Here is a 20,097-nt window from a genome sequence, read left to right on the forward strand (position 1 = left end):
GCCTATGATTTGTGATCACACTTGCTTTGATCACGCTATTCGGCTTTAATTTCTTCCGCAAGCCGAAAACGGGCCGAATGGCCACCGGGAACGCCATGCAGAAGGCCGCCATCGAACGGAATAACGAAACGATCGCAGCCCAGCTTACGCCGGTCGGCCGCGAAACCGTGCAGGATCGCGTCTATTCGGAGCTGCGCCGTGCCTTGATCGGCGGCCTTTTTGAGCCGAGTCAGGTGCTGACCATCCGTGGCCTCGCCGACGCGCTGATCACCAGTACCATGCCGGTGCGTGAGGCGCTCGGGCGGTTGATCACGGAGAAGGCGCTGGAGGCGCTTCCCAACCGCTCGGTGCGCGTGCCGCCTATCACGCTGGAGCGTATCGACGACCTCTTGCGCGCCCGCTCCCTCATAGAGGGCGAAGCGATAGCACTTGCCGCTACGCGCATGAATTCGCGCCAGATAGCCACGGTCGAAGCCATGCTGGGCCAATGGGACGAGATGCGGGCGCTGAAGCACAAGAAGGATATCGACCGCGAGGCGACGCTCAACCAGAGCTTCCACTTCGAGATCTACCGATGCTGTGGCTCCGCCGTGCTGATCCCGATGATCGAGAGCCTGTGGCTGCAATCCGGGCCGTGCATTCGCGTGGCCATTTACGCATTTTCCGATGCCGGTGAAGTCGATACCGCCCACTACCATCGTAGTATCGTCGCAGCGCTTTCCAGGCAGGATGCCCAGGCAGCGCGCGAGGCGCTGGTGGCGGACATCAGCCGGCCCTTCGCCTTCCTGCGCGACAAGCTCCAATCCGCAAGCAAAGAAGGATTGAGAGCATGACGACGCCTGGCATCAGGATCACCGAGCCACGCTCGAAGCTTTCCGTGACCGCGCTGCTGTTGCCTGAAAAGGCGCCCGACAACGCCGCCTTCCTGCTGGCCTATCTCGAGCAGCCGCGCGTCGTTGCCGGCATCCATGCGATGTGGACCGGGCCGGAAATCTCCTGCCCGGTTCCATCAGCCGAACTTGAGGGCCAAACCTATGCCAGGCCCTTGCCGGCGGAGAACGCAACGCTAACGCCGCAGCCGGGTGACATCGTGTTGTCCTACGTGCCGCCGCGCATGTGGGGCGGCAACCCGAATGCCATCTTCGACATCGGCTTGTTTTATGGACCGGGCGCGCGCTTGCTGTTCCCGATCGGCTGGCTTGCCGAAAGCGTCGTCGCGCAGGTGCGTCCCGAAGAGCGCGATCAATTCGCTGCCGCCTGTGGCGCGATCCGCCGCAACGGTGCCTGTGACATCACCTTCACCCGGGTGGAGATCTGAATGGCCGACGACAGTTTCGAACTCTTCGACCTTCGCGTCGAGGCGGTCGTCCCCGAGGGCAAGCCGATCTATTGCGGTGCCAAGGCCGGCGACTATTTCGAGTTGAAGGGCGAGATGCTGTCGATGCCGACGGGGCAGGGCTTCTCGATCTATTCCATTGCGGCAGTGTTGCCGCTTCTGGCCGCAAAGCAACGCCCGACCCACAGGAACGACTGGATGACTTCGGATGCCGAGATCGCCTGTCCAGATCCCAATTGCGCCAGCCGGCTCAGGATCGTCAGGACCGGCAAGCGGCGGTTCAGTCATTCAGAAACCACGGCTGTGCCACTGCCCAAGGAGACTGACCAGAGATGACCGCCAAGGCGTTCGAGCTCAGCCCCGGCTACACGATCTCGCGCGTCATTCGTGGCGGCTGGCAGCTTGCCGGCGGGCACGGCGCGATCGACCGCCAACAGGCGGTAACCGACCTGATCGCCACGTTCGACGCCGGCATCGGGACCTATGACTGTGCCGACATCTATACCGGCGTCGAGGAACTGATCGGTGCCGCGCGCCTGCGGCTTGCCAATGAGCGCGGCCTCGACGCCGCCGCCAAGATGAAGGTGCACACCAAGCTGGTGCCTGACCTCGAAAGGCTTTCCAGCATCAGCCGCGACTACATCAGCAGCATCGTCGACCAGTCGCTGCGGCGGCTGAAGACCGAGCGGCTCGATCTCGTTCAGTTCCATTGGTGGGACTATGCGCTGCCGGGCTACGTCGATGCGATGGGCTGGCTCAACGACCTGCGGCTCCGAGGCAAGGTGCGCAACATCGGCACCACCAATTTCGACACGCCGCGGCTGGCCGAGATCCTGGCCGCCGGCGTGCCGCTGGTCAGCCAACAGCTGCAATACTCGGTACTCGACCAGCGGCCGGCCAACAGCCCTGCGGCGCTCGCCAGCCAGCACGGCGTCAGTTTCCTCTGCTACGGTTCGGTGGCGGGCGGCTTCCTCAGCGAAAAATGGCTAGGCGTTGCCGAGCCACAAACGCCACTCGAAAACCGGTCGCTGGTCAAATACAAGCTGATCATCGACGACTTTGGCGGTTGGGAGCTTTTCCAGGAGTTGCTTCGCACACTGAAGGCCGTCGCCGACCACCACGGCGTCGACATCGCCACCATCGCCAGCGCCTGGGTGCTGGAGCAGCCGCAAGTGGCGGCCGTCATCGTCGGCGCCCGCAACCAGGCGCACGCCCTTGCCAATGCCAGAATCATGGACATCGCGCTCGATGCCGACGACCGGGCGAGGATCGCTGCCGTGATCGCGCAAAGCCGTGGGCCGCTGGGCGACGTCTACACATTGGAACGCGACCGTCACGGCCGCCACGGCTCGATCATGCATTACAATTTGAATGCAGGCAGGAAATGAGCGCGGCCATGGACGAGAAGCCCTCCTTGCTTTCCCGCGCCAGTGCCGAAGTGGTCGATCTCCACCGCTTCTTCGTCGACTGGTTCAATGCGGCGAGTGCGGACAATGCAGATTTCAGCCGCTTCGAACGCGTCATGGGCGAAGGCTTCTGCATGGTTGCGCCGGACGGTCAGGTCCTCGATCGTGACGCGGTGCTCGACCATGTCAGGGCAAGCCGCGCCACCTCTGATGGCGATTTCAGTATCTCGATCGAGGATATCCGGGCCGGCTGGCAGTCAGACGACACGATCGTCGTCTGTTACATCGAAGCACAGCAGCGCGGCGGCAAGCACAGCCGCCGCCGCTCGAGTGCGGTCTTCACCACCAGCTCATCGGCGCCCAACGGCGTCGAATGGCGACATCTGCATGAAACCTGGCTGCAGATGCCGGAAGACTGAACAGGCTCAAGGCGTCAATGAGAGTCGTGTAACGAAAGGGGAACAACAATGAAAAAGACCATACTTCAGATCACCACTGCGCTGGCTCTGGTGACAGCGGCCGGTGCAGCGCAGGCCGCGGATTGCAAGATCACGGTCGGCCTCGTCATGGAACTGACCGGTCCCGCCGGCGAATACGGCCAGGCCGGCGCAAAATCGGTCGAAATGGCCTTCCGCGATATCAACGAGGCGGGCGGCGTGCGCGGCTGCGACCTAGCAACCGACACCCGCGACAGCCAGAGCCAAGGCAACATCGCGGTCGATGCCGCGACACAACTCGTGCAGGTCAAGAAGGTGCCGGTGATCATCGGCGGCATCATTTCCTCGGTGTCGATCCCGATCCTGACCTCGGTCACCGCTCCGGCCAAGATCGTCCAGGTGTCGCCTGCTTCCTCGTCGCCGACGCTGACGGCGCTTGGGCGCGACGGCAAGACCAACGGCATCTTCTTCCGCACCATCACATCTGATGCGCTGCAGGGTGTCGCTGCCGCCAAATACGCCATCGACAAGGGTTTCAAGAAGCTGTCGGTCATCCACGTCAACAACGACTTCGGCGTTAACATGGTGGCGGAATTCTCACGCGCCTATAAGGCGCTCGGCGGCACCATCGTCTCCGACACGCCCTACAATGAAAAGCAGTCGAGCTATGCCTCGGAAGTGACCGCGGCGATGGCCGGCGAACCGGACGGGCTTTATCTCGTCAGCACGCCTGTCGACGGCGCGACCATCGCCCGCACCTGGATTTCGCAGGGCGGTGTCCAGAAGTTCCTGCTCAATGACGGCATGAACAGCCCGGACTTCATCGAATCCGTTGGCGCGGATTACCTGAAGGATGCGTACGGCACTTCCTCCGGCACCAGCCCGACCGCATCGACCGAGTATTTCACCAAAAACTACAAGGAATTTTCGGGCATCGAACCCTCGAACCCGGCGGCCGATCGATCCTATGATGCCGGCGCCATCGTCGGCTTGGCCATCGCCATTGCCGGCTCTGAGGATCCGGCCAAGATCAAGGACGCGATGTACAAGGCGGTCGACCCGGCCGGCACGCCGATCTATGCCGGCAAGGACGAGTTCGCCAAGGCGCTCGGCCTGATCAAGGAGGGCAAGCCGATCCGCTACGAAGGCGTCATCGGTCCGGTCGCCTTCGATAAGTATGGCGACATCACCGGCCCGTTCCGGCTCTGGAAGATCGTCGACGGCAAGGTGACGACCGACGGCGAAATGACGACGGATGACGTCAACGCCTTGCAGGCGAAACTTCAGTAAGCGCCTATGCCCCGTCCGGCATCGATCCCATTTCATTGAGGTCGATGCCGGACACTTGCAGGTCCTGCTGCCGGTTAGGCCGGCCCGGAAACGACCACCGCACCAGCGGCCGGCATGATCCAGGGGCAGGCATAGTAATCGGTGACGCGATTTATGATCCCGCCAGCGGCTTCGATCCGAACCGGATGGGCCGGCTTCCAACCGTCTTCGCCATGGTGAAGCACGAGCAGCACCGCCTCGCTATCGATTATGCCAATCGCCATTTTCCAGGTCGTCGAGGCTCTTTCGTATTCAACGAAGTAAGGTGATTCCGATAGCCTTCCCTTGAAGCAATCCGCGACTTGCAATTGGGCATCCGCGCTGGTCAGCGCCCGTACCCCGTCCCAGTCGCGGCGATTGAACAGTTCGACATAGCGGCTGAGCAATTCCAGAAGTTCCGGATCGCGCTGGGGCTCCGAACGGACGATTGGCTCGCCTGACAAGGCGGCCAATTTGGAGCGGCCACGGCTCAACGCGGCCTTGACGCCACCCACGGTCGAGCCGACGAGATCGGCGATCTCTTCCAGCGAATAGTCGAAGACATCCTTGAGCAGGACGCAGGCGCGTTCCTTGGGCGGCAGGTGGATAACCAGCCGTTCGATCGCGCGATCCGCGCCGTTGCCCACCGGCTCGACCGGCAGGATGATCTCGTCTTCGACGAAATTGGCCTCCGCATGCTGACGCACCTGCCGGCTTCGCAGGAAATCGATGCAGCGATTATGTGTTGCGAAACAGCCAGGGGCGAAGAGCACTCGCATCGTCCAGCTTCTCGATCTTCCGATAGGCCTCGAACAGCGCCTCTTGCATCACGTCTTCGGCGTCGAGCGTCGAACCGGTCATGCGTGCACAGTAGCGGTGCAGCCGCCCACGCAAATGCGCGACTGTCTCCAGGAAGCCGGCGTAGCGGACGTCGAAAAGCCCGGTCGGGTCAAGTCTTGGCTGCATCTTCATGGGCATTCAATTCGGCGGCGGATCACAGCGGGACATAGGTCAGCGTAATGACGCCGTTCTTGAAACGGTGCGTATCTATAAGCTCCAGCTTGACCAGGGATGGGTCGACATCCTGGAAAGCGCGTTTGCCATGCCCGACGCGGGTCGGCACGATCGAGAGTTGATACTCGTCGACAAGCCTGTTGGCGAGCAGCGTCTGGTCGAGATTGCTCACTCCATACTTCAGTATGTTGCCGCCGGCCTGTTGCTTGATCCGGGCAATTTCGGCAGCGACGTCGCCTTCGATCAGCGATGCGTTCCAGCTCACCTCCTTGAGGCTGCGCGACGCAACGAGCTTCTTCAGTCCGTTCATGCGGTCCATGTACTTGCTGCCTTTGACCTGCGGCCAGCGCGCCGAAAACATTTCATAGGTGATGCGGCCGAGCAGGAAAAAATCGGCCTCGCCGGCCTTTTCATAGGAGTGCTCCTTCATCTCCTCGTCGAAGAAGGGCGAGGCCCATTCCATTGGCGCTTCGATGACGCCGTCCAGCGAAATGAAGCTGCCCACGATCAATTTTCTCATCGCATATCTCCGGTTGCGCACAGGCGTCCCGTGAGACCCAAGAACCGGCGAAAACGAAACGGCCCGATGGATAACCACAGGATGCAGTCTCTAGGACGTTCCCGGTTCGACTTTGGATACGCGTGAGGATCGTTTGAGTTAATAGAGCGGCTTGGCCATGTGCCGGGGCGTCGGCCACTCCGTCGTAATCCCCGGCTGCACTGGCCGCTCCAGATAGGTCGATAGCACCACGTAACTTCGCGTCGAGGTGACGCCGGGTGTTTCGTAGAGGCGCGACAGCAGGCCTTCGAGCGCCCGCGTGTCCTCGGTGCGGACCTTGATCAGCATGCATGTGTCGCCGGCCACCGAATGGATCTCCTCGACTTCGGGATGTTCGGAAATCGCCATCAGCTCCGGCGTCTTTCCCCACCCCTTGGTATCGATATGGACGAAGGCGAGCAGCGGCTTGTGTACCGCCTTGGGATCGATGATGGCCGCGGTGTTGCGGATGGCGCCACTCCGCCGCAGGCGCTTGACGCGTTCATGGACTGCCGGCGGCGAAAGGCCGACGCGGTCGCCGAGCTCGGCATAGCTGATCGTCGCGTCGTCGACCAGGACGCCTAATATTTTTCGGTCGATTGCATCGATATCGCGGGCGGCAGGCCTGTTCTGCGGAACGCCATCTGTTTCTTCATCCATATTAAAATTCCCGATTGATGCAGAATTTAATACGGCCATTATTGCCATATGTCGAACAGTGATCAAGTCGCCACATTCGCAGCGGCCCCCAAGCCGCCAATCCCGGCACTCGCTTACCTGCTGACCGGGTGCATTGCCGTGATCGGCTCGAACTCGCTTGTGCTCGGTCCGATTGCACCGGCGGTGGCCGCGTCGTTCGGCACAAGCGTGCCGGCGGTCATGATCGCGTCCGCCGCGTTCGGGCTCGGTACGTCGGCAAGCGCCTTGTTCCTGGCGCGCTACATCGACCGGCTCGGCGCCCGCCGCATGCTGCAGGGAGCGTTGCTGCTGCTGGCAATAGCGCTCGTCGCCAGCGCTGCGGCGCCGACGGTGACGGCGCTGGTCGCGGCCCAGCTTCTCGCCGGCATTGCTGCGGGTGTCGCCATGCCGGCAATCTATGCCAGCTCCGCCGCGATTGCGCCGCCCGGTCGTGAAAGCGGGACCATCGGCGTCGTGCTGACCGGCTGGACGCTGAGCATGGTCGCCGGCGTTTCGCTGTCGGCCGTACTTGCCGACCTGGTGCATTGGCGCGCCGTGTTCGCGGCGGTCGCGGTGCTCGCAACACTCGCATTGGCCAGCCTCACGTTGACGTTGCTCAGCGACGTCAGGAAGAGCGGTCCGGCACCGACGCCGCTGGGCGCCTTGGGTGTTCCCGGCATAGTGCCGCTTCTGGTCGCCTGCGCCGCCTTCATGACGGCGTTTTATGGCGTCTATGGCTATCTCGGCGATCACCTTCACAACGGCCTAGGACGGCCGGTCAGTGCCAACGGGCTGGCCGCGCTCGCCTATGGCGCCGGCTTTGGCACGGCGGCACTTCTTGACGGCGTCATCGATCGTCTGGGCGCGCGGCGGGTCATGCCGTTTGCCTATCTGCTCGTCGCGCTCGTCTATGTCGCGATTGCTGCGGCAAGTGGCAGCTTCGGCCTGACCATAGCGATGATAGCCGTCTGGGGCCTTGCCAATCATTTCGGGCTGAACGTCCTGGTGATGCGCCTATCGGCGCTCGACCCTGCGCGCCGCGGCACGATCATGGGTTTGAACAGCGCGGTGACCTATCTCGCGGTGTTCGTCGGCACCACGGCGTTCGGACCGCTTTATTCCACGTTCGGGTTTGCGGCATCGGCGGTGGTTGCAGCCTTGCTCATGCTGATCGCTGCTGCGGCAGCGGCGTGGCGTTCGCCGAAGCTATAGCGCAGCAAGGCTTGCGTCTCGGCCCGGTCCTTCGATAGATGCTCGTTGGATGGACAATACAACGCTTGAGACAACCGCCAATCCCTTGCCGCACGAGCTGGCTTTTCTTGGAGAGCGGCTTGCGGCGTTCAACGACAGCGATGTCGGCGCCTCCGGCAGGAAGACATTGGCCGTGTTCGTGCGCGATGAGCACGGCGCGATTGTCGCCGGCATCTCGGGATACACCGCCTGGGGCTGGCTCTATGTGCAATGGCTCTGGGTCGATGAAAAGCTGCGCGGCCAGCGCATGGCCGGCCGGATGCTCGAGGCAGCCGAGAGGGAGGCGATGGCGCGCGGCTGTCACGGCGCCTGGATCGACACGTTCAATCCCAAGGCCGCCAAGGCCTATGAGCGCCAAGGTTATCGACCGTTCGGTGTGCTCGCCGACTTTCCCATTGGCCGAAGCCGTATCTTCCTGCAGAAGAAATTGGTGGCTTAACTAGCCGGCAAGGCGTCCGCCGCACATCGGCTGTGGCACGCCGGTCGTGCTGGGGAAGCTGATCGGCAAGCCCCTAAGCACGCGCACAGCCAGGAAGGCAAAACACTCCGCCTCCACCGCGTCGCCCTTCCAGCCAAGCGCCTCCGCCGGCACGGCTTCGACGCCGGCGCGGCTGGCAAGCATGGCCATGATCGTTGGGTTGTGGCGACCGCCACCGCTGACCACCAGCCGCTTCGGCCGGCGCGTTCAGGGCCTGCGCTCGCGGGACNCATTCATCCCGTCCGCCATCGAGGCGCCGAAATCGAAACGGTCCAGCGATTTCGGGTATGGCTTGGTCAAGTACGGGTGCTGCAGGAGCTTGGCCAACCGTGCCTCATCGACCGTCCCGACGCGAGCCAGCGCGCCGTCGCGGTCCATTTCGCCAAGCCCCTTCGACTTGATGAAGTCGTTCAGCGGCGCGTTGGCGGGTCCGGTATCGAAAGCGATGACATTGTCCTTGCCGTCCCACCAGGTGATGTTGGCGACGCCGCCGAGATTGAGCACCGCCGTGTCGCCGCTGGCGTCGGCTTCGCGCAGCAGCGCGGCGTGATAGGCCGCCGACAGCGGCGCGCCCTGGCCGCCGGCGCGCATGTCGGCCGAGCGGAAGTCATAGGCGACCTTGGTGCCCAGGATGGCATGCATCAGCTCGCCATCACCGAGCTGGCGACTCTGGCCCAGTCGGCCTACTTGCGGGGCACGGTGCAGCACGGTCTGGCCATGAAAGCCGACGACGCCGATGTCGGCCATGGTCAGGCCGTGGCTTTCGACAAGATCCTTGACCGCCGCAGACTGGGCGCGCGTCAGCGCTTCCTCTGCCTCGTGGAAGATTGCCGGTTCCGGCCCGGTGAAATTCCAGTTCCTTGCCTGCCTAAGCGTCTCTTCCAGCAAGGTCCGGATCGACTGCGGGTAGGGGGCCAGCGTGTAGGTGCCGAAATCCGCGATCCGCTCGCCGTCGGTCTTGATCAGCGCGACGTCGATATTGCCGTCCAGCACGGTGCCGGTCATCAAGCCGACGGCCCACATTGGTTCGCCATTTTTCATGATTGTCAGGCTCCGTTGACGAGATCGCCGACCGCTTGGCGAAGCGCTGCGATCCCGCTGTTGAAATGACGTGTCGGATGGATCCGGTTGGTGAGCAAGGTCCACGCTCTGCTTTTGTCGAAGTCGACCCAAAGCCCGGTGCCGGTGAAGCCGGTATGCCCGATGGTTTCGGGGCTGCACAGCCGGCCGCCGGACCAGCCTTCGTAGGGTCGCTCCCAGCCATGGGTGCGGGTTGCCGACAAGGGCGTGCGCATCAGCGCTATCGAGCGCTGCGACGCGCCGGTCCCGTCCAGCAGCCCTCGCGCAAAGTCGAGGACCGAAGCTGCCGTTCCGAACAGCCCGGCGTGACCGGCCCCTTGCAATGCCGAGCAATTGTCGTCGTGGACCTCGCCTGACAGCACGCGATAGCGCCATGTGCAATCTTCTGTGGCCGCCGCTTGACCCGGTTCGGCGGAGAACGCGAAGCCCGGACCGGGATCCATGTCGCGAATGGTCTTGCCGGACAGGCGCTCCAGGACGAAGCCGAGCAGAATGAAGTTGATATCGGAATAGACCGGCTCCCCGACCTGCCACTCGCGCTGCAAGACAAAGGCGCGCAACAGCTCGGGGTCACGCCCATAGGTGTAGATCGGCGCGACGGCGGGAAACGGTGTCTGATGGCCGAGACACTGGCGAAACGTCACCGTCCGCTCCCAGGCTTTTTCGTCATATTGGCGAAGGTCGGGCAGGACCGAAATCAGCGGCGCCTCGAGGTCGATGACGCCTTCTTCCGCCAGTGCCAATATACGCGGCGTGCTGAAGATGATTTTTGTCAGGGATGCCAGATCGAACCAGGTTTCGGCATGCATCGGCCGCACCTTCGGCACCCGCTGGGCCGAGCCGATTGCCCGGACGACGCGTTGGCCGTCCCGGTCGACCATGCCGAGCACCCCGCCGGGAATGCGCGACGCAGCCACCGCCGCTTCGAGTGGGGCAAACGCCCGGTCGAAAAGATCATGGTCGATCAATTGCGGCCTCCGTCTGAAAAGCAGCGATCCGTCCCACTCCCTCTGGCCTTGCATCCGTCTGGGCGACAATCATCACACTTCCACCCGTACTCTATGATCCGGCCCGAACTGCTGCCATTTGGCCGGGCCCGGCTCAAATCCCAGCGGACGCACGAGCGAGGGAACCTGGCGCGTGTCCAGCTCGAAACGTTCATGCCGCCGGTCTATGGTGGGAACGGCCGCGATAAGCTGTTTGGTATAGGAGTGCTTCGGCTCCGAGAGCACCAATCTGGCATCGCCGATCTCGACGATCTGGCCGGCATAGATGACCGCGATGCGATGGGCGATCCGCTCGACCACAGCCATGTCATGCGAGATGAACAGATAGGCCAGCCCGAATTCACTCTGCAGCTCGATCAAAAGCTCCAGCACTCTGGCCTGCACCGATACGTCGAGCGCCGAAACCGCTTCGTCGAGGACGACAACGGAGGGATTGAGCATCAGCGCACGGGCAATGCACAGCCGTTGGCGTTGGCCGCCGGAGAATTCGTGCGGATAACGCTGCAGGCTGTTTTCCGGCAGGCCGACGCGGTTCAGCAGCGCGGCCATTTTCGCTCGCGTCTCAGCAGTTATCCGCCCGCCCGTGGCGATCACCGGTTCCGCAAGAATGCTTTCGATGGCGAGCCTGGGATTAAGCGAGCCATAGGGATTCTGGAACACCATCTGCACGGGAAGGGCGCTCTGCCCGGCGGCGGCCTTGCGCGTGCTGGCCAAGATTGTGCCGCGCGTCGAGCGCACCAGCCCCAGAATCGCACGGGCGGCGGTGGATTTTCCGGAACCGCTCTCGCCGACGACGGCCAATGTTTCGCCCGGCATCAAGTCGAAATCCACACCGTCCACCGCATGCACGGCACCGCTGGCGCGGCTCAAAAAGCCACCCTTGACGGGAAATCGCACCACGAGGCCATCGACCTTCAGCGCCGGCTCGGTAGCTTTTTGCTTTTCGCGTTGCATGTCTTTGCGTGTCGCACTGCCGCCGGCGAAATGCGGCACCGCATGAAGCAGATGCCGCGTATAGGGATGCTGCGGATCGTCCAATATCTGGTTCAGCGCGCCTTGCTCGACAGCTTCTCCGCTTTGCATCACCATCACCTTGTCGGCGATACCTGCAACCAAGCCGATATCGTGGGTGATGAAGATCATCGACATCCCGGTTTCCTGCTTCAACTCGGCGAGCAACGCCATGATCTGCGCCTGCACCGTAACATCCAGCGCCGTCGTTGGCTCGTCGGCAATGAGCAGGCGCGGGTTGCAGGCGAGCGCCATGGCGATCATCACCCGCTGCAGCATGCCGCCCGAAAGCTGGTTGGGCGTGTATTTCAGCCGCCGTGCTGCGTCGGGAATGCGCACACGGTCGAGCGCGTCCTTGGCCGCCGCCGTCGCTTGCCGGCCGGTCAGGCCGCGATGCAGGCGAAACGACTCCTCGATCTGCCTGCCGATGGTCAGCACCGGATTGAGCGAGGTCATCGGCTCCTGGAAGATCATGCCGATTTCGCCGCCGCGGATCTTCGTCAGCTGCGGCTCGGCCGCGGCGGTCAGGTCGAACATGCTGCCGTCGGCCCGCTTCAGCTTGATCGAGCCCGCGGTGATGCGGCCGCCGCCATAATCGACAAGGCGATTGATCGAGAGCGCCGTCACCGATTTGCCCGAGCCGCTTTCGCCGACGATGGCCAGCGTTTCGCCGTCAGCGAGATCGAAGCTGACGCCGCGCACGACCTCATTGGCTGACGGCTTTCGGCCGAAGCCGACGCGCAAACCGCTGACGGACAGCAGCGGGATCATGCGATCGATCTCCGCGTCTTCGGGTCGAGCACATCGCGCAACGCATCGCCGAGCAGGTTGAAACCGAGGATGCTGATCATGATCGCCACCCCCGGGAAGATCATCAACCAGGGAGCCGTCTCCATCAGGTTGCGGCTGTCGCTCAGCATCAGGCCGAGCGACGCGGCGGGCGGCTGCGTGCCGAGCCCGAGGAAGCTCAAGCCGGCTTCGGTGAGCAGTGCCCAGGCCAGCGCCAGCGTCACCTGAACGGTCAACGGCGCGACCAGATTGAGCAGCAGATGCCGTGTCACGATGTAGCTCGAGCTGCTGCCGAACGTGCGGGCCGCGTCGACGAACTCACGCGCTTTCAGCGACAGAGCCGGGCCGCGCACCACGCGCGTGAAGATCGGCGTGTAGACGATGGCAATGGCGACGACACTGGTCCAGGTTCCCGGTCCCGCAACCGCGACGATCAGCAGCGCCAGCAGGATCGCCGGGAATGCCAGCAGCACATCCATGATGCGCATCACCAGGCCGTCCCAGCGGCGCCCGAACCAGGCTGCCGCCAGCCCGAGCACGGTGCCGGCCAGCGTCGCGAAGGCGACCGAAAAGAAGGCCACGAGGAAGGACTGGCCGATCCCGGTCATCAGCCGGCTTGCGACATCGCGGCCGAACAGATCCGTGCCCATCCAGTACGTGCTGTCAGGCGCATGCAGCCGCTCGACCCGGTGCTGCGTCAGCGGATTGTCCGGCGTCAGCCCCAGCATGCCAAGTACGGCAAGCAGCAGATAAAGCGCAACGATGGCACCGCCGATGCGGCCGCTGGTGTGCGCAAGTATGGCCCGCAATGTCGCCATCAGTGCTCGCTTAGCCGAATACGCGGGTCGAGCGCGACATAGGCGAGGTCGACGAGGAGATTGACGATCATGAAGTTGAAGGCGATGAACAGCACGCTTCCCTGCACCAGCGCATAGTCGCGCTGCAGGATGGCGTCCAGCACCATGCGGCCGAGACCGGGCAGCGCATAGATCTGCTCGACGATGACTGCCCCGCCCAGGAGATAGCCGAACTCTATGCCGCTCAGCGTCACGACCGGGATGAGCGCATTGGGCAAAGCATGCCGCCAGATGACGCCGCGCGCCGAGACGCCCTTGCTGCGCGCGGTCCTGACGTAATCGTCGCTCAGCACGTCGAGCATCGCCGAACGCGATATACGGGTGACCGACGCCGCGAAGGCGAAACCGAGCGTGACGGCCGGCAGCAACAGCTGGCCGATATTGCGCAGCGGATCCCGCCACAGCGGCGAAAACTCGCCCATCGCCGGCAAAACGCCAAACCCCGCCGACAGCGTGTAGATGATCAGCAGTGCAAGGACGAAGTTCGGCGTCGATTGTCCGATCATTGCGACAACGCGCACGCCGAGATCGGAAAGCTTCTCATTGTGGGTGGCGGCAAAGATCCCGGCCGGCATGCCGACGACAAGGGCGATGATCATCGACAGCAGCGCAAGCTCCAGCGTCAGCGGGAAGCGTTCGAGGATGACGCCGAGCACCGGCCTGCCATAGGTGGACGAAATGCCGAGATTGCCTTGGAAAAGACCAAGCAGCCAGCGCCAGTACTGGATGAACCAGGGCTGGTCGATGCCGAAATAGGCCGCAAGCGCGTCGCGCTGAGGAGGCGTCAGCAGGCCGGCTTCGGTTCCCAGCATTGCCGTGATCGAATCGCCCGGAACCATCCGGATCGCCAGGAACACCACGATGGACACGCCAAGCAGGACGAGAGGGAAGGTCGCCAGTCGCCGCATCAGATAGTTCACGCGAATAATATCCTCTCGTCCGGCATCGAAGCAGCTACTGGATCGTCACCTTGGCGAGGCTGAACAGCGAACCTGTCGGCACCGGTTCGAATCCTGCGATATTCTTCTGCTGGGCCGTGTAGCTGTAGGACGTGTAGAGCCAGATCCAGGGCGACATCTCAGTGATGTGCTTCTCGAAGTCGGCGAAGATCGCTTTGCGCGCCGCCGGGTCGGTCTCGGTGCGGCCCTTCTGCATAAGGCTGTCCAGCGTATCGTCGATATAGTTCGCCACCTTCTGCAGATTGCCGGTCTTGGTCCAGTAGCGGTTGTACATAGTGTAGGGATCGGCCCTGCCGCCGTTCAGCGCGACGGCCATGTCGAAATCGCCCTTCAGCCAGGCATCGACATAGACGTTGAGCTCCATCATCTTGATATCGAGCTTGACGCCGATTTCGGCGAGTTGCGACTGGATCACCTGGGCTTCCGCCGCTGCTGTCGGCGGCTCGCCGGTGGCGCCGATCACGGTCGCCGAAAAGCCGTCGGCATAGCCGGCCTCGGCCATCAACTGCTTGGCCTTGTCAATGTCGCGCTTATAGCAGAACAACTGGTTCGGATCGGTCGCCAGCGCCGGGATGGTCAGCGGGCCGGTGACCTTGCCTTCGCCGAGCGAGGCGGTGTCCAGCACTTCCTGCCGGTCGATGGCGCAGGATATCGCCTGACGCACCTTGAGTTCGGTCATCGGCTTGCGGGACGGATTGAGCTGCAGCACGTGGTAGGCAAGCACCGGCACGCGGTTCAACTGCAGGCTGGCTTCCTTGGGCACCAGCGTGGCGACAAGTGGATCGTTGAGCAGGGCGAAGTCGATCTGCTTGGTGCGCATCGCCGCCAGGATCGCCGTTTCGTCCGGCAGCACGCTGATCTCGATGCCGTCGACACCGGTCGCGCCGCCCGCCCAATCCTTGTTGGCGACAAGCACTTCCTTGGAATTAGGATCCCACTTTTCGAGCTTGAACGGACCCGAGCCGACCGTCGTCGTGCCGATCGAGCCGGCCGTGATTTCGCTTGCCGGGACGATCGCGGCATTGACGTCGCTCATCGCGGTCAGGATCGGCACATCCGGCTGCGAGAGGTGGAACACGACGGTGGCTGGATCGGGCGTGTCGATGCTGGCGATCGAGAGAAAGTTGGCGCGGGCGGCCGCACCGGTCTTCTCGTCGAGTATGCGCTCGAAGGATGCCTTGACGTCGGCCGAGGTCACGGCGGCGCCGTTCTGGAATTTTGCTTTCGGATTGAGCCTGAAGCTCAGCTCCTTGCCGTCCGCCGAGAACTGCCAGGAGTCGGCAATCGCGGGCGTGATCTGCAGATTGGCGTCGAGCCGTACCAGCGGTTCATAGATCAGCTCCAGCAACCGCAGCGAGGAGAATGCCGTCTGCTTGTGCGGATCAAGACCGGTGGCGTCCTGCGACCAGGCCATGTGCAGCGTCGCCGCACTCGCCTGCACCGGTGCCGCGGCAATGGCCAGCATTGCCGCAAGCGTCATCCCGGAAAGCAGTTTCTTGCCAATGTGCCGTACCATTGTCGTCTCCCATTATTGTTAAACCTGATGCCTTGCAGTTCCCCGGACCGGTTCAAAGGGACACACGCCCCGGAACATCGGCCCAGCATCCATGCGGTCTTACACCGTCTTTTCGCCTATCGCCTTGCGCAGGAAACCTCCCGCATTGGCAAGCGCCTTACGTGCTTCTTCGACGCCCATGCCGGTGATCGTCACCAGGATTGCCAGTTTTACGTCATTGCCGGTCTGGTCGAGTGCCTGTCGTGCCTGCTGCGCCGCGCAGCCGGTCGTCTGCATCACGATCCTGACCGCCCTGGCGATCAGCTTCTTGTTGCTTGGATTGAGGTCAACCATCAGGTTCTGATAGCTCTTGCCGATGCGGATCATGCTGGCGGTCGACAGCATGTTGAGCACCAGCTTTTGCGCGGTTCCCGATTTCAGTCGGGTCGAGCCGGTGAGGACCTCCGGTCCAACCACCGGAGAGATGGCAATATCGGCAATTCCGGCAATGGTCGATCGCGGATTGCAGGACAGCGCCACGGTGGTGGCTCCCACCTGCTTGGCATAGGTTAAGCCGCCGATGACATAGGGTGTGCGTCCGCTGACAGCGATGCCGACCACCACGTCGCCGGCGGTCAGCTTGATGTCCTGCAGCGCCTTTATTCCCTGCTTCGGATCGTCCTCCGCGCCTTCCGCGGAGTGCACCAGCGCGTCGACGCCGCCGGCGATCAGGCCCATCACCATGTCCTCGGGCACGCCGAAGGTCGGCGGACATTCCGAGGCGTCGAGGACGCCAAGCCGGCCGCTCGTGCCCGCGCCCATATAGACAAGGCGTGCACCTTTCTGGAACGCGCTCACGATCCGGTCCACGGCCGCAGCAATGTCGGGGATGACCTTCTCGACGGCTGCCGCAACGCCTTTGTCCTCGTCATTGATCTTGCGCAGCACCTCGAGGGTCGGCAACAGATCGATGTCCATCGTCTTCGGATTCCGGTCCTCGGAAACCAATCGCTCCAGCTCCGACATCAACCCGTGTTCGACCACTTGCTTGCTTTCAATCTGCTGTGAGCAGGAATGTGATGCGGTGCCAGCCGACGACCAGTGCCCGCAGCCGGCGACCGGCAACTTGCTTCTGCTTGGTTAACTTTTTAGAATTCGATATTCCTCGTGTCAACGGATACTAGGAATATAATATTCCTTCAGGCAGGAGCACTATCGCTGACACAGGGATTTCCTAGCCAGGATTATGGCTCCCGAAACCGCATCGCCATCGGCCGGCTTCAGACGTCGGCGGACGTCGGGAGCGAGCCATGGCTCTAGCGGGCTGGACAGACCGCCGAGCAGCGTAACCCGCGGCGCGCCCTTTTCGAACAGCACCCGCACGAACGTGTCGACCTGCTCGGCAGCACCTTGCACGATGCGCCGTCCGGCCGGATCGCCCTGGTCGGCGTGGCGGATCACCATCGGCGCCAAGGCGGCATAGTCGGTCGCGGTGGCGCGGTCCATCCAGGCCACCGACTCGAACGGATCGTCCCTGAAGCGCTGCATCACCTCGGTCAGCAGCGCCGTCCGCTCATGCCGGCCGTCATGGGCACGCAAGGCAAGCTGCACTGCCTTTAGTCCGAGATCGGCGCCGCTGCCCTCGTCGGAAATCGGAAAACCGTAGCCGCCGACGCGCATGTCGCGCCCTTCGACAAAGCCGAGCCCGATCGAACCGGTTCCGGCTATGACGATGGCGCCGTCTTGACCCGAATGAGCGCCCAGGCAAGCCGCGACGCCGTCGCTGACGAAGTCGATGCTCGCAAAGCGATGTTCGATGCCACGAAACGCCTCGAGCGCACCCTTGCGGCCGATGCCGGCAAGACCGATGCCGGCGCGGATCCTGGCGATTTCCGCCGCCGCGAACCCTGCCTCTTCGATCGCCGCGCCAAAGGCTTTGGCAATCGAGGCCCAGGCCGCCTCTATACCGAGCCGCGTTGTCGCCGGGCCCGACAGGCCTTGCCCGAGCACAGTTCCTGCCTCGTCTTCGATACGCGCCCGGCAGCCGGTTCCGCCGCCATCGACGCCCAGGAAATAATGCGGAGACGCCGCGCCGGCACTCATCCACTTATCCGCTCGATCTGGGCGCCACACAGGCGGAGCTTGCGGTCCAGCTGCTCATAGCCACGGTCGAGGTGGTACACCCGGTTGATCGTCGTCTCGCCTTCGGACACCAGCGCCGCCAGCACCAGCGAGACGGAGGCGCGCAGGTCGGTCGCCATCACTTGCGCGCCCCTCAGCTTCTCGCCTCCGCGCACCAGCGCCATGGTGCCTTGCAGCTTGATATTGGCGCCGAGCCGCATCAGTTCGGGCACATGCATGAAACGGTTCTCGAAGATCGTCTCGCGCAACAGCGAAGCGCCCTCGGCACAGCACATCAACGCCATGAACTGCGCCTGAAGATCGGTCGGAAAGCCCGGATAGGGCTCCGTCGTCACGTCGACCGCCTCGAGTGGCCCATCTCTCGATACGATCAGCCCGCGATCGCCCGGCCAGATTTTCGCGCCGCTGGCTTCGAGCAGCTGGACGACGGATGCCATGTGCTCGAGCCGGGCATGGGTCAGCTCGAGCTGGCCGCCCGTGATGGCCGCTGCGACAGCATAGGTGCCGGCCTCTATCCGGTCCGGGATGATGTCGTGCGTGGCGGCGCGCCAGTCTGTGCTGCCCGCGATCAGGATGCGGTGCGTGCCGGCGCCCTCGATCCGCGCGCCCATGGCGTTCAGGCAGGCGGCAAGATCGGCCACCTCCGGCTCACGGGCCGCGTTGAGGATCTCGGTCTCGCCGTTTGCAGTCGTCGCCGCCATCATTGCAGTTTCGGTCGCGCCGACCGACGGCGAGCTCAAAACGATGCGCGCGCCTTTCAGCCCGCCCGGCGCAGACGCGACGATCAGCCCGTTTTCGATGGCAATGTCGGCGCCAAGTGCCGCAAGCGCGGCGACATGCATGTCGACCGGCCGTGCGCCGATCGCGCATCCGCCAGGCAGCGAGACCCGGGCATGGCCGAAGCGGGCAAGCAGCGGACCGAGAACCAGCACCGTCGCGCGCATGCGCCTGACTGTGTCGTAGCTTGTCTCCCTGGAGACGGCAGCACTGGCATCGATTGTGGCGGCATGCGCCGATCTGGTGACTTCAGCCCCATGAAGCCCGACGACGCCAAGCATGTTGTCGACATCGGTCACCTCAGGCAGGTTGGTCAGCTCCAGCGGGTGGGGGCTGAGCAAAGCTGCCGCTATTTGCGGCAAGGCCGCGTTCTTGGCGCCGGAGATCGTCACCGCGCCCTCAAGCCTGTGCCCGCCGACGATCCGCAATCTATCCATGGCTCTGACCTAATCCAAGGTGTCGGCGAGTCTACGCGCTTGCAGGCGATCTTTCATGTCCGAATTCCCGTGCATGTCCGATCGTTGGTGTGGGCGAAAGGCTAGGCCGAAACCGCACGGGTCGAGATTTGATAGATCATTCTTGGCTGTCAATCAGGAACGGAATAATTTATTCCTTGGCTTGGCATTGTCGATGACTGGCAACAGGGGAACGCATGTCCGTCCTGAAGAAGATCGAGGCCAAGCTCGAGATCATGGCGCCCGGCGATCGCGAGATCGGGCGGTACATCGTCGACAATCCCGACCAGATGCTGCGCCTGTCGACGGCGGCGCTCGCCGCCGAAATCGGCCGCAGTCAGTCGAGCGTCGTCAAGTTCAGCCAGAAGCTCGGCTATGCCAGCTATCAGGAGCTCAAGCTCGCCGTCAGCGAGGCCAAGTCGCAGGAATGGCACGTGCCGGCCGGCATGATCCACGGTTCGATCGAGGTCGGCGACAGCTATCTGGTCATCTTGCGCAAGCTGATCGGCAGCAAGCTCTTGTCGATGCAACAGACCGTCGCAGCCAACACCGAGCAGGAAATCGGCAAAGCCCTCGAAGCGTTGAACGGGGCGCGCCGCATTCATCTGGCCGGCGTCGGCGCATCCTCGCTCGTGGCGCGCGATTTCTCCTACAAGCTGATGAAGCTCGGCCGCAACGTGCTGCACGACAGCGACAGCCATGTGCAAATGGCCAATGTCTCGACGCTTGGACGAGGCGACGTGCTGTTCGCGCTCTCCTATTCCGGGGCGAGCATCGAAACCCTGCGGATAGCCGAACTGGCTCGCAAACGTGGCACCACCGTGATCGCCGTCACTGGACTTCGCGACAATCCGCTGAGCCGCGTTGCCGACATTCGCCTCCACACGATCGCCGATGAAGAGCGCGCGCGCTCTTCGTCGATAACCGCGCGCGACGCACAACTGACGCTCACCGACCTGCTGTTCATCCTGCTCGTGCAGAAGCAGCCTGACGCCAACGAATACGTCCACAACAGCGAACTGGCCGTCTCGGTACTGAAGGCTTAGTCGTTGGACGCATCTCACCCGCTCTCCTTGAGC

The 20,097-nt window shown here is 63.2% G+C and carries 21 protein-coding genes and 1 pseudogene; 9 read left to right on the plus strand and 13 right to left on the minus strand.

Annotated features, from left to right (window positions below; all coding sequences use genetic code 11):
• The first annotated feature begins 95 nt into the window (after positions 1–95).
• The 6 genes from X760_RS41860 to X760_RS41885 are packed head-to-tail and all read left to right on the plus strand — an operon-like array spanning position 96 to position 4,469.
• Positions 96–833, plus strand: a complete 738-nt coding sequence (locus X760_RS41860; RefSeq protein ID WP_084642406.1) for a GntR family transcriptional regulator — start codon at positions 96–98, stop codon at positions 831–833.
• Positions 830–1,318 carry a DUF3830 family protein gene (locus tag X760_RS41865; protein ID WP_023716683.1) on the plus strand — a complete coding sequence of 163 codons (489 nt, stop codon included), beginning with the start codon at positions 830–832 and terminating at the stop codon, positions 1,316–1,318. Before X760_RS41860 ends, X760_RS41865 begins: the two co-directional genes overlap by 4 nt.
• Positions 1,319–1,672 carry a TIGR04076 family protein gene (locus tag X760_RS41870; RefSeq protein ID WP_023716684.1) on the plus strand — a complete coding sequence of 118 codons (354 nt, stop codon included), beginning with the start codon at positions 1,319–1,321 and terminating at the stop codon, positions 1,670–1,672.
• Positions 1,669–2,724 carry an aldo/keto reductase gene (locus X760_RS41875; RefSeq protein WP_023716685.1) on the plus strand — a complete coding sequence of 352 codons (1,056 nt, stop codon included), beginning with the start codon at positions 1,669–1,671 and terminating at the stop codon, positions 2,722–2,724. The genes X760_RS41870 and X760_RS41875 overlap by 4 nt, the downstream gene beginning before the upstream one ends.
• 8 nt (positions 2,725–2,732) lie before the next feature.
• On the plus strand, positions 2,733–3,161 hold the full coding sequence (locus X760_RS73580) for a DUF4440 domain-containing protein (RefSeq protein WP_023716686.1): 429 nt from the start codon (positions 2,733–2,735) through the stop codon (positions 3,159–3,161).
• 48 nt (positions 3,162–3,209) lie between these two features.
• A complete protein-coding gene (locus tag X760_RS41885; protein WP_023716687.1) occupies positions 3,210–4,469 on the plus strand; it encodes an ABC transporter substrate-binding protein in 1,260 nt (419 codons plus the stop codon).
• A gap of 74 nt (positions 4,470–4,543) precedes the next feature.
• Here the strand turns inward: X760_RS41885 and X760_RS41890 are convergent, their stop codons facing one another.
• The 4 genes from X760_RS41890 to X760_RS41900 form a co-directional block, all read right to left on the minus strand.
• Complete coding sequence (locus X760_RS41890; RefSeq protein ID WP_245278489.1) at positions 4,544–5,194, minus strand: sigma factor-like helix-turn-helix DNA-binding protein; 651 nt, start codon at positions 5,192–5,194, stop codon at positions 4,544–4,546.
• A 31-nt stretch (positions 5,195–5,225) separates the two neighbouring features.
• Positions 5,226–5,459, minus strand: coding sequence for a sigma factor (locus X760_RS77730; protein ID WP_245278490.1), 234 nt, complete (start codon positions 5,457–5,459; stop codon positions 5,226–5,228).
• 22 nt (positions 5,460–5,481) lie between these two features.
• Complete coding sequence (locus X760_RS41895; RefSeq protein WP_023716688.1) at positions 5,482–6,021, minus strand: dihydrofolate reductase family protein; 540 nt, start codon at positions 6,019–6,021, stop codon at positions 5,482–5,484.
• Between the two features lie 138 nt (positions 6,022–6,159).
• Positions 6,160–6,699 carry an Lrp/AsnC family transcriptional regulator gene (locus X760_RS41900; protein WP_023716689.1) on the minus strand — a complete coding sequence of 180 codons (540 nt, stop codon included), beginning with the start codon at positions 6,697–6,699 and terminating at the stop codon, positions 6,160–6,162.
• A 48-nt stretch (positions 6,700–6,747) separates the two neighbouring features.
• On the opposite strand from X760_RS41900, the gene X760_RS41905 reads away from it, so the two are divergent.
• Entirely contained in the window at positions 6,748–7,929 is a 1,182-nt protein-coding gene (locus X760_RS41905) for an MFS transporter (RefSeq protein ID WP_023716690.1), read from the plus strand.
• A gap of 49 nt (positions 7,930–7,978) precedes the next feature.
• The gene (locus X760_RS41910; protein ID WP_023716691.1) at positions 7,979–8,407 is read left to right on the plus strand and encodes a GNAT family N-acetyltransferase; all 429 of its coding nucleotides are present in this window, start codon (positions 7,979–7,981) and stop codon (positions 8,405–8,407) included.
• Here X760_RS41910 and X760_RS41915 read toward each other — a convergent pair.
• The 9 genes and pseudogenes from X760_RS41915 to murA all read right to left on the minus strand — a co-directional run bounded on the left by X760_RS41915 (position 8,408) and on the right by murA (position 19,000).
• A pseudogene (locus X760_RS41915) lies at positions 8,408–9,487 on the minus strand (anhydro-N-acetylmuramic acid kinase).
• Positions 9,488–9,492: 5 nt separating this feature from the next.
• Complete coding sequence (locus X760_RS41920) at positions 9,493–10,494, minus strand: serine hydrolase (protein WP_031193321.1); 1,002 nt, start codon at positions 10,492–10,494, stop codon at positions 9,493–9,495.
• A gap of 72 nt (positions 10,495–10,566) precedes the next feature.
• Positions 10,567–12,315: an ABC transporter ATP-binding protein gene (locus tag X760_RS41925; protein WP_023716693.1), complete on the minus strand. Its 1,749-nt coding sequence runs from the start codon at positions 12,313–12,315 to the stop codon at positions 10,567–10,569.
• On the minus strand, positions 12,312–13,151 hold the full coding sequence (locus X760_RS41930; protein WP_023716694.1) for an ABC transporter permease: 840 nt from the start codon (positions 13,149–13,151) through the stop codon (positions 12,312–12,314). Before X760_RS41930 ends, X760_RS41925 begins: the two co-directional genes overlap by 4 nt.
• A complete protein-coding gene (locus X760_RS41935; RefSeq protein WP_023716695.1) occupies positions 13,151–14,110 on the minus strand; it encodes an ABC transporter permease in 960 nt (319 codons plus the stop codon). Before X760_RS41935 ends, X760_RS41930 begins: the two co-directional genes overlap by 1 nt.
• 34 nt (positions 14,111–14,144) lie before the next feature.
• Positions 14,145–15,665, minus strand: a complete 1,521-nt coding sequence (locus X760_RS41940) for an ABC transporter substrate-binding protein (RefSeq protein WP_023716696.1) — start codon at positions 15,663–15,665, stop codon at positions 14,145–14,147.
• Between the two features lie 99 nt (positions 15,666–15,764).
• Positions 15,765–16,688, minus strand: coding sequence for an N-acetylmuramic acid 6-phosphate etherase (gene murQ / locus X760_RS41945; protein ID WP_023716697.1), 924 nt, complete (start codon positions 16,686–16,688; stop codon positions 15,765–15,767).
• 168 nt (positions 16,689–16,856) lie between these two features.
• Positions 16,857–17,747, minus strand: coding sequence for an N-acetylglucosamine kinase (locus X760_RS41950; RefSeq protein ID WP_023716698.1), 891 nt, complete (start codon positions 17,745–17,747; stop codon positions 16,857–16,859).
• The gene (gene murA / locus X760_RS41955; RefSeq protein ID WP_023716699.1) at positions 17,744–19,000 is read right to left on the minus strand and encodes a UDP-N-acetylglucosamine 1-carboxyvinyltransferase; all 1,257 of its coding nucleotides are present in this window, start codon (positions 18,998–19,000) and stop codon (positions 17,744–17,746) included. Before murA ends, X760_RS41950 begins: the two co-directional genes overlap by 4 nt.
• A gap of 215 nt (positions 19,001–19,215) precedes the next feature.
• Here murA and X760_RS41960 point away from each other — a divergent pair, with 215 nt between their 5' ends.
• Positions 19,216–20,064, plus strand: coding sequence for a MurR/RpiR family transcriptional regulator (locus X760_RS41960; protein WP_023716700.1), 849 nt, complete (start codon positions 19,216–19,218; stop codon positions 20,062–20,064).
• Positions 20,065–20,097 lie beyond the last annotated feature (33 nt).

Source organism: Mesorhizobium sp. LSHC420B00 (assembly GCF_000503055.1).
Taxonomy (GTDB): Bacteria; Pseudomonadota; Alphaproteobacteria; order Rhizobiales; family Rhizobiaceae; genus Mesorhizobium.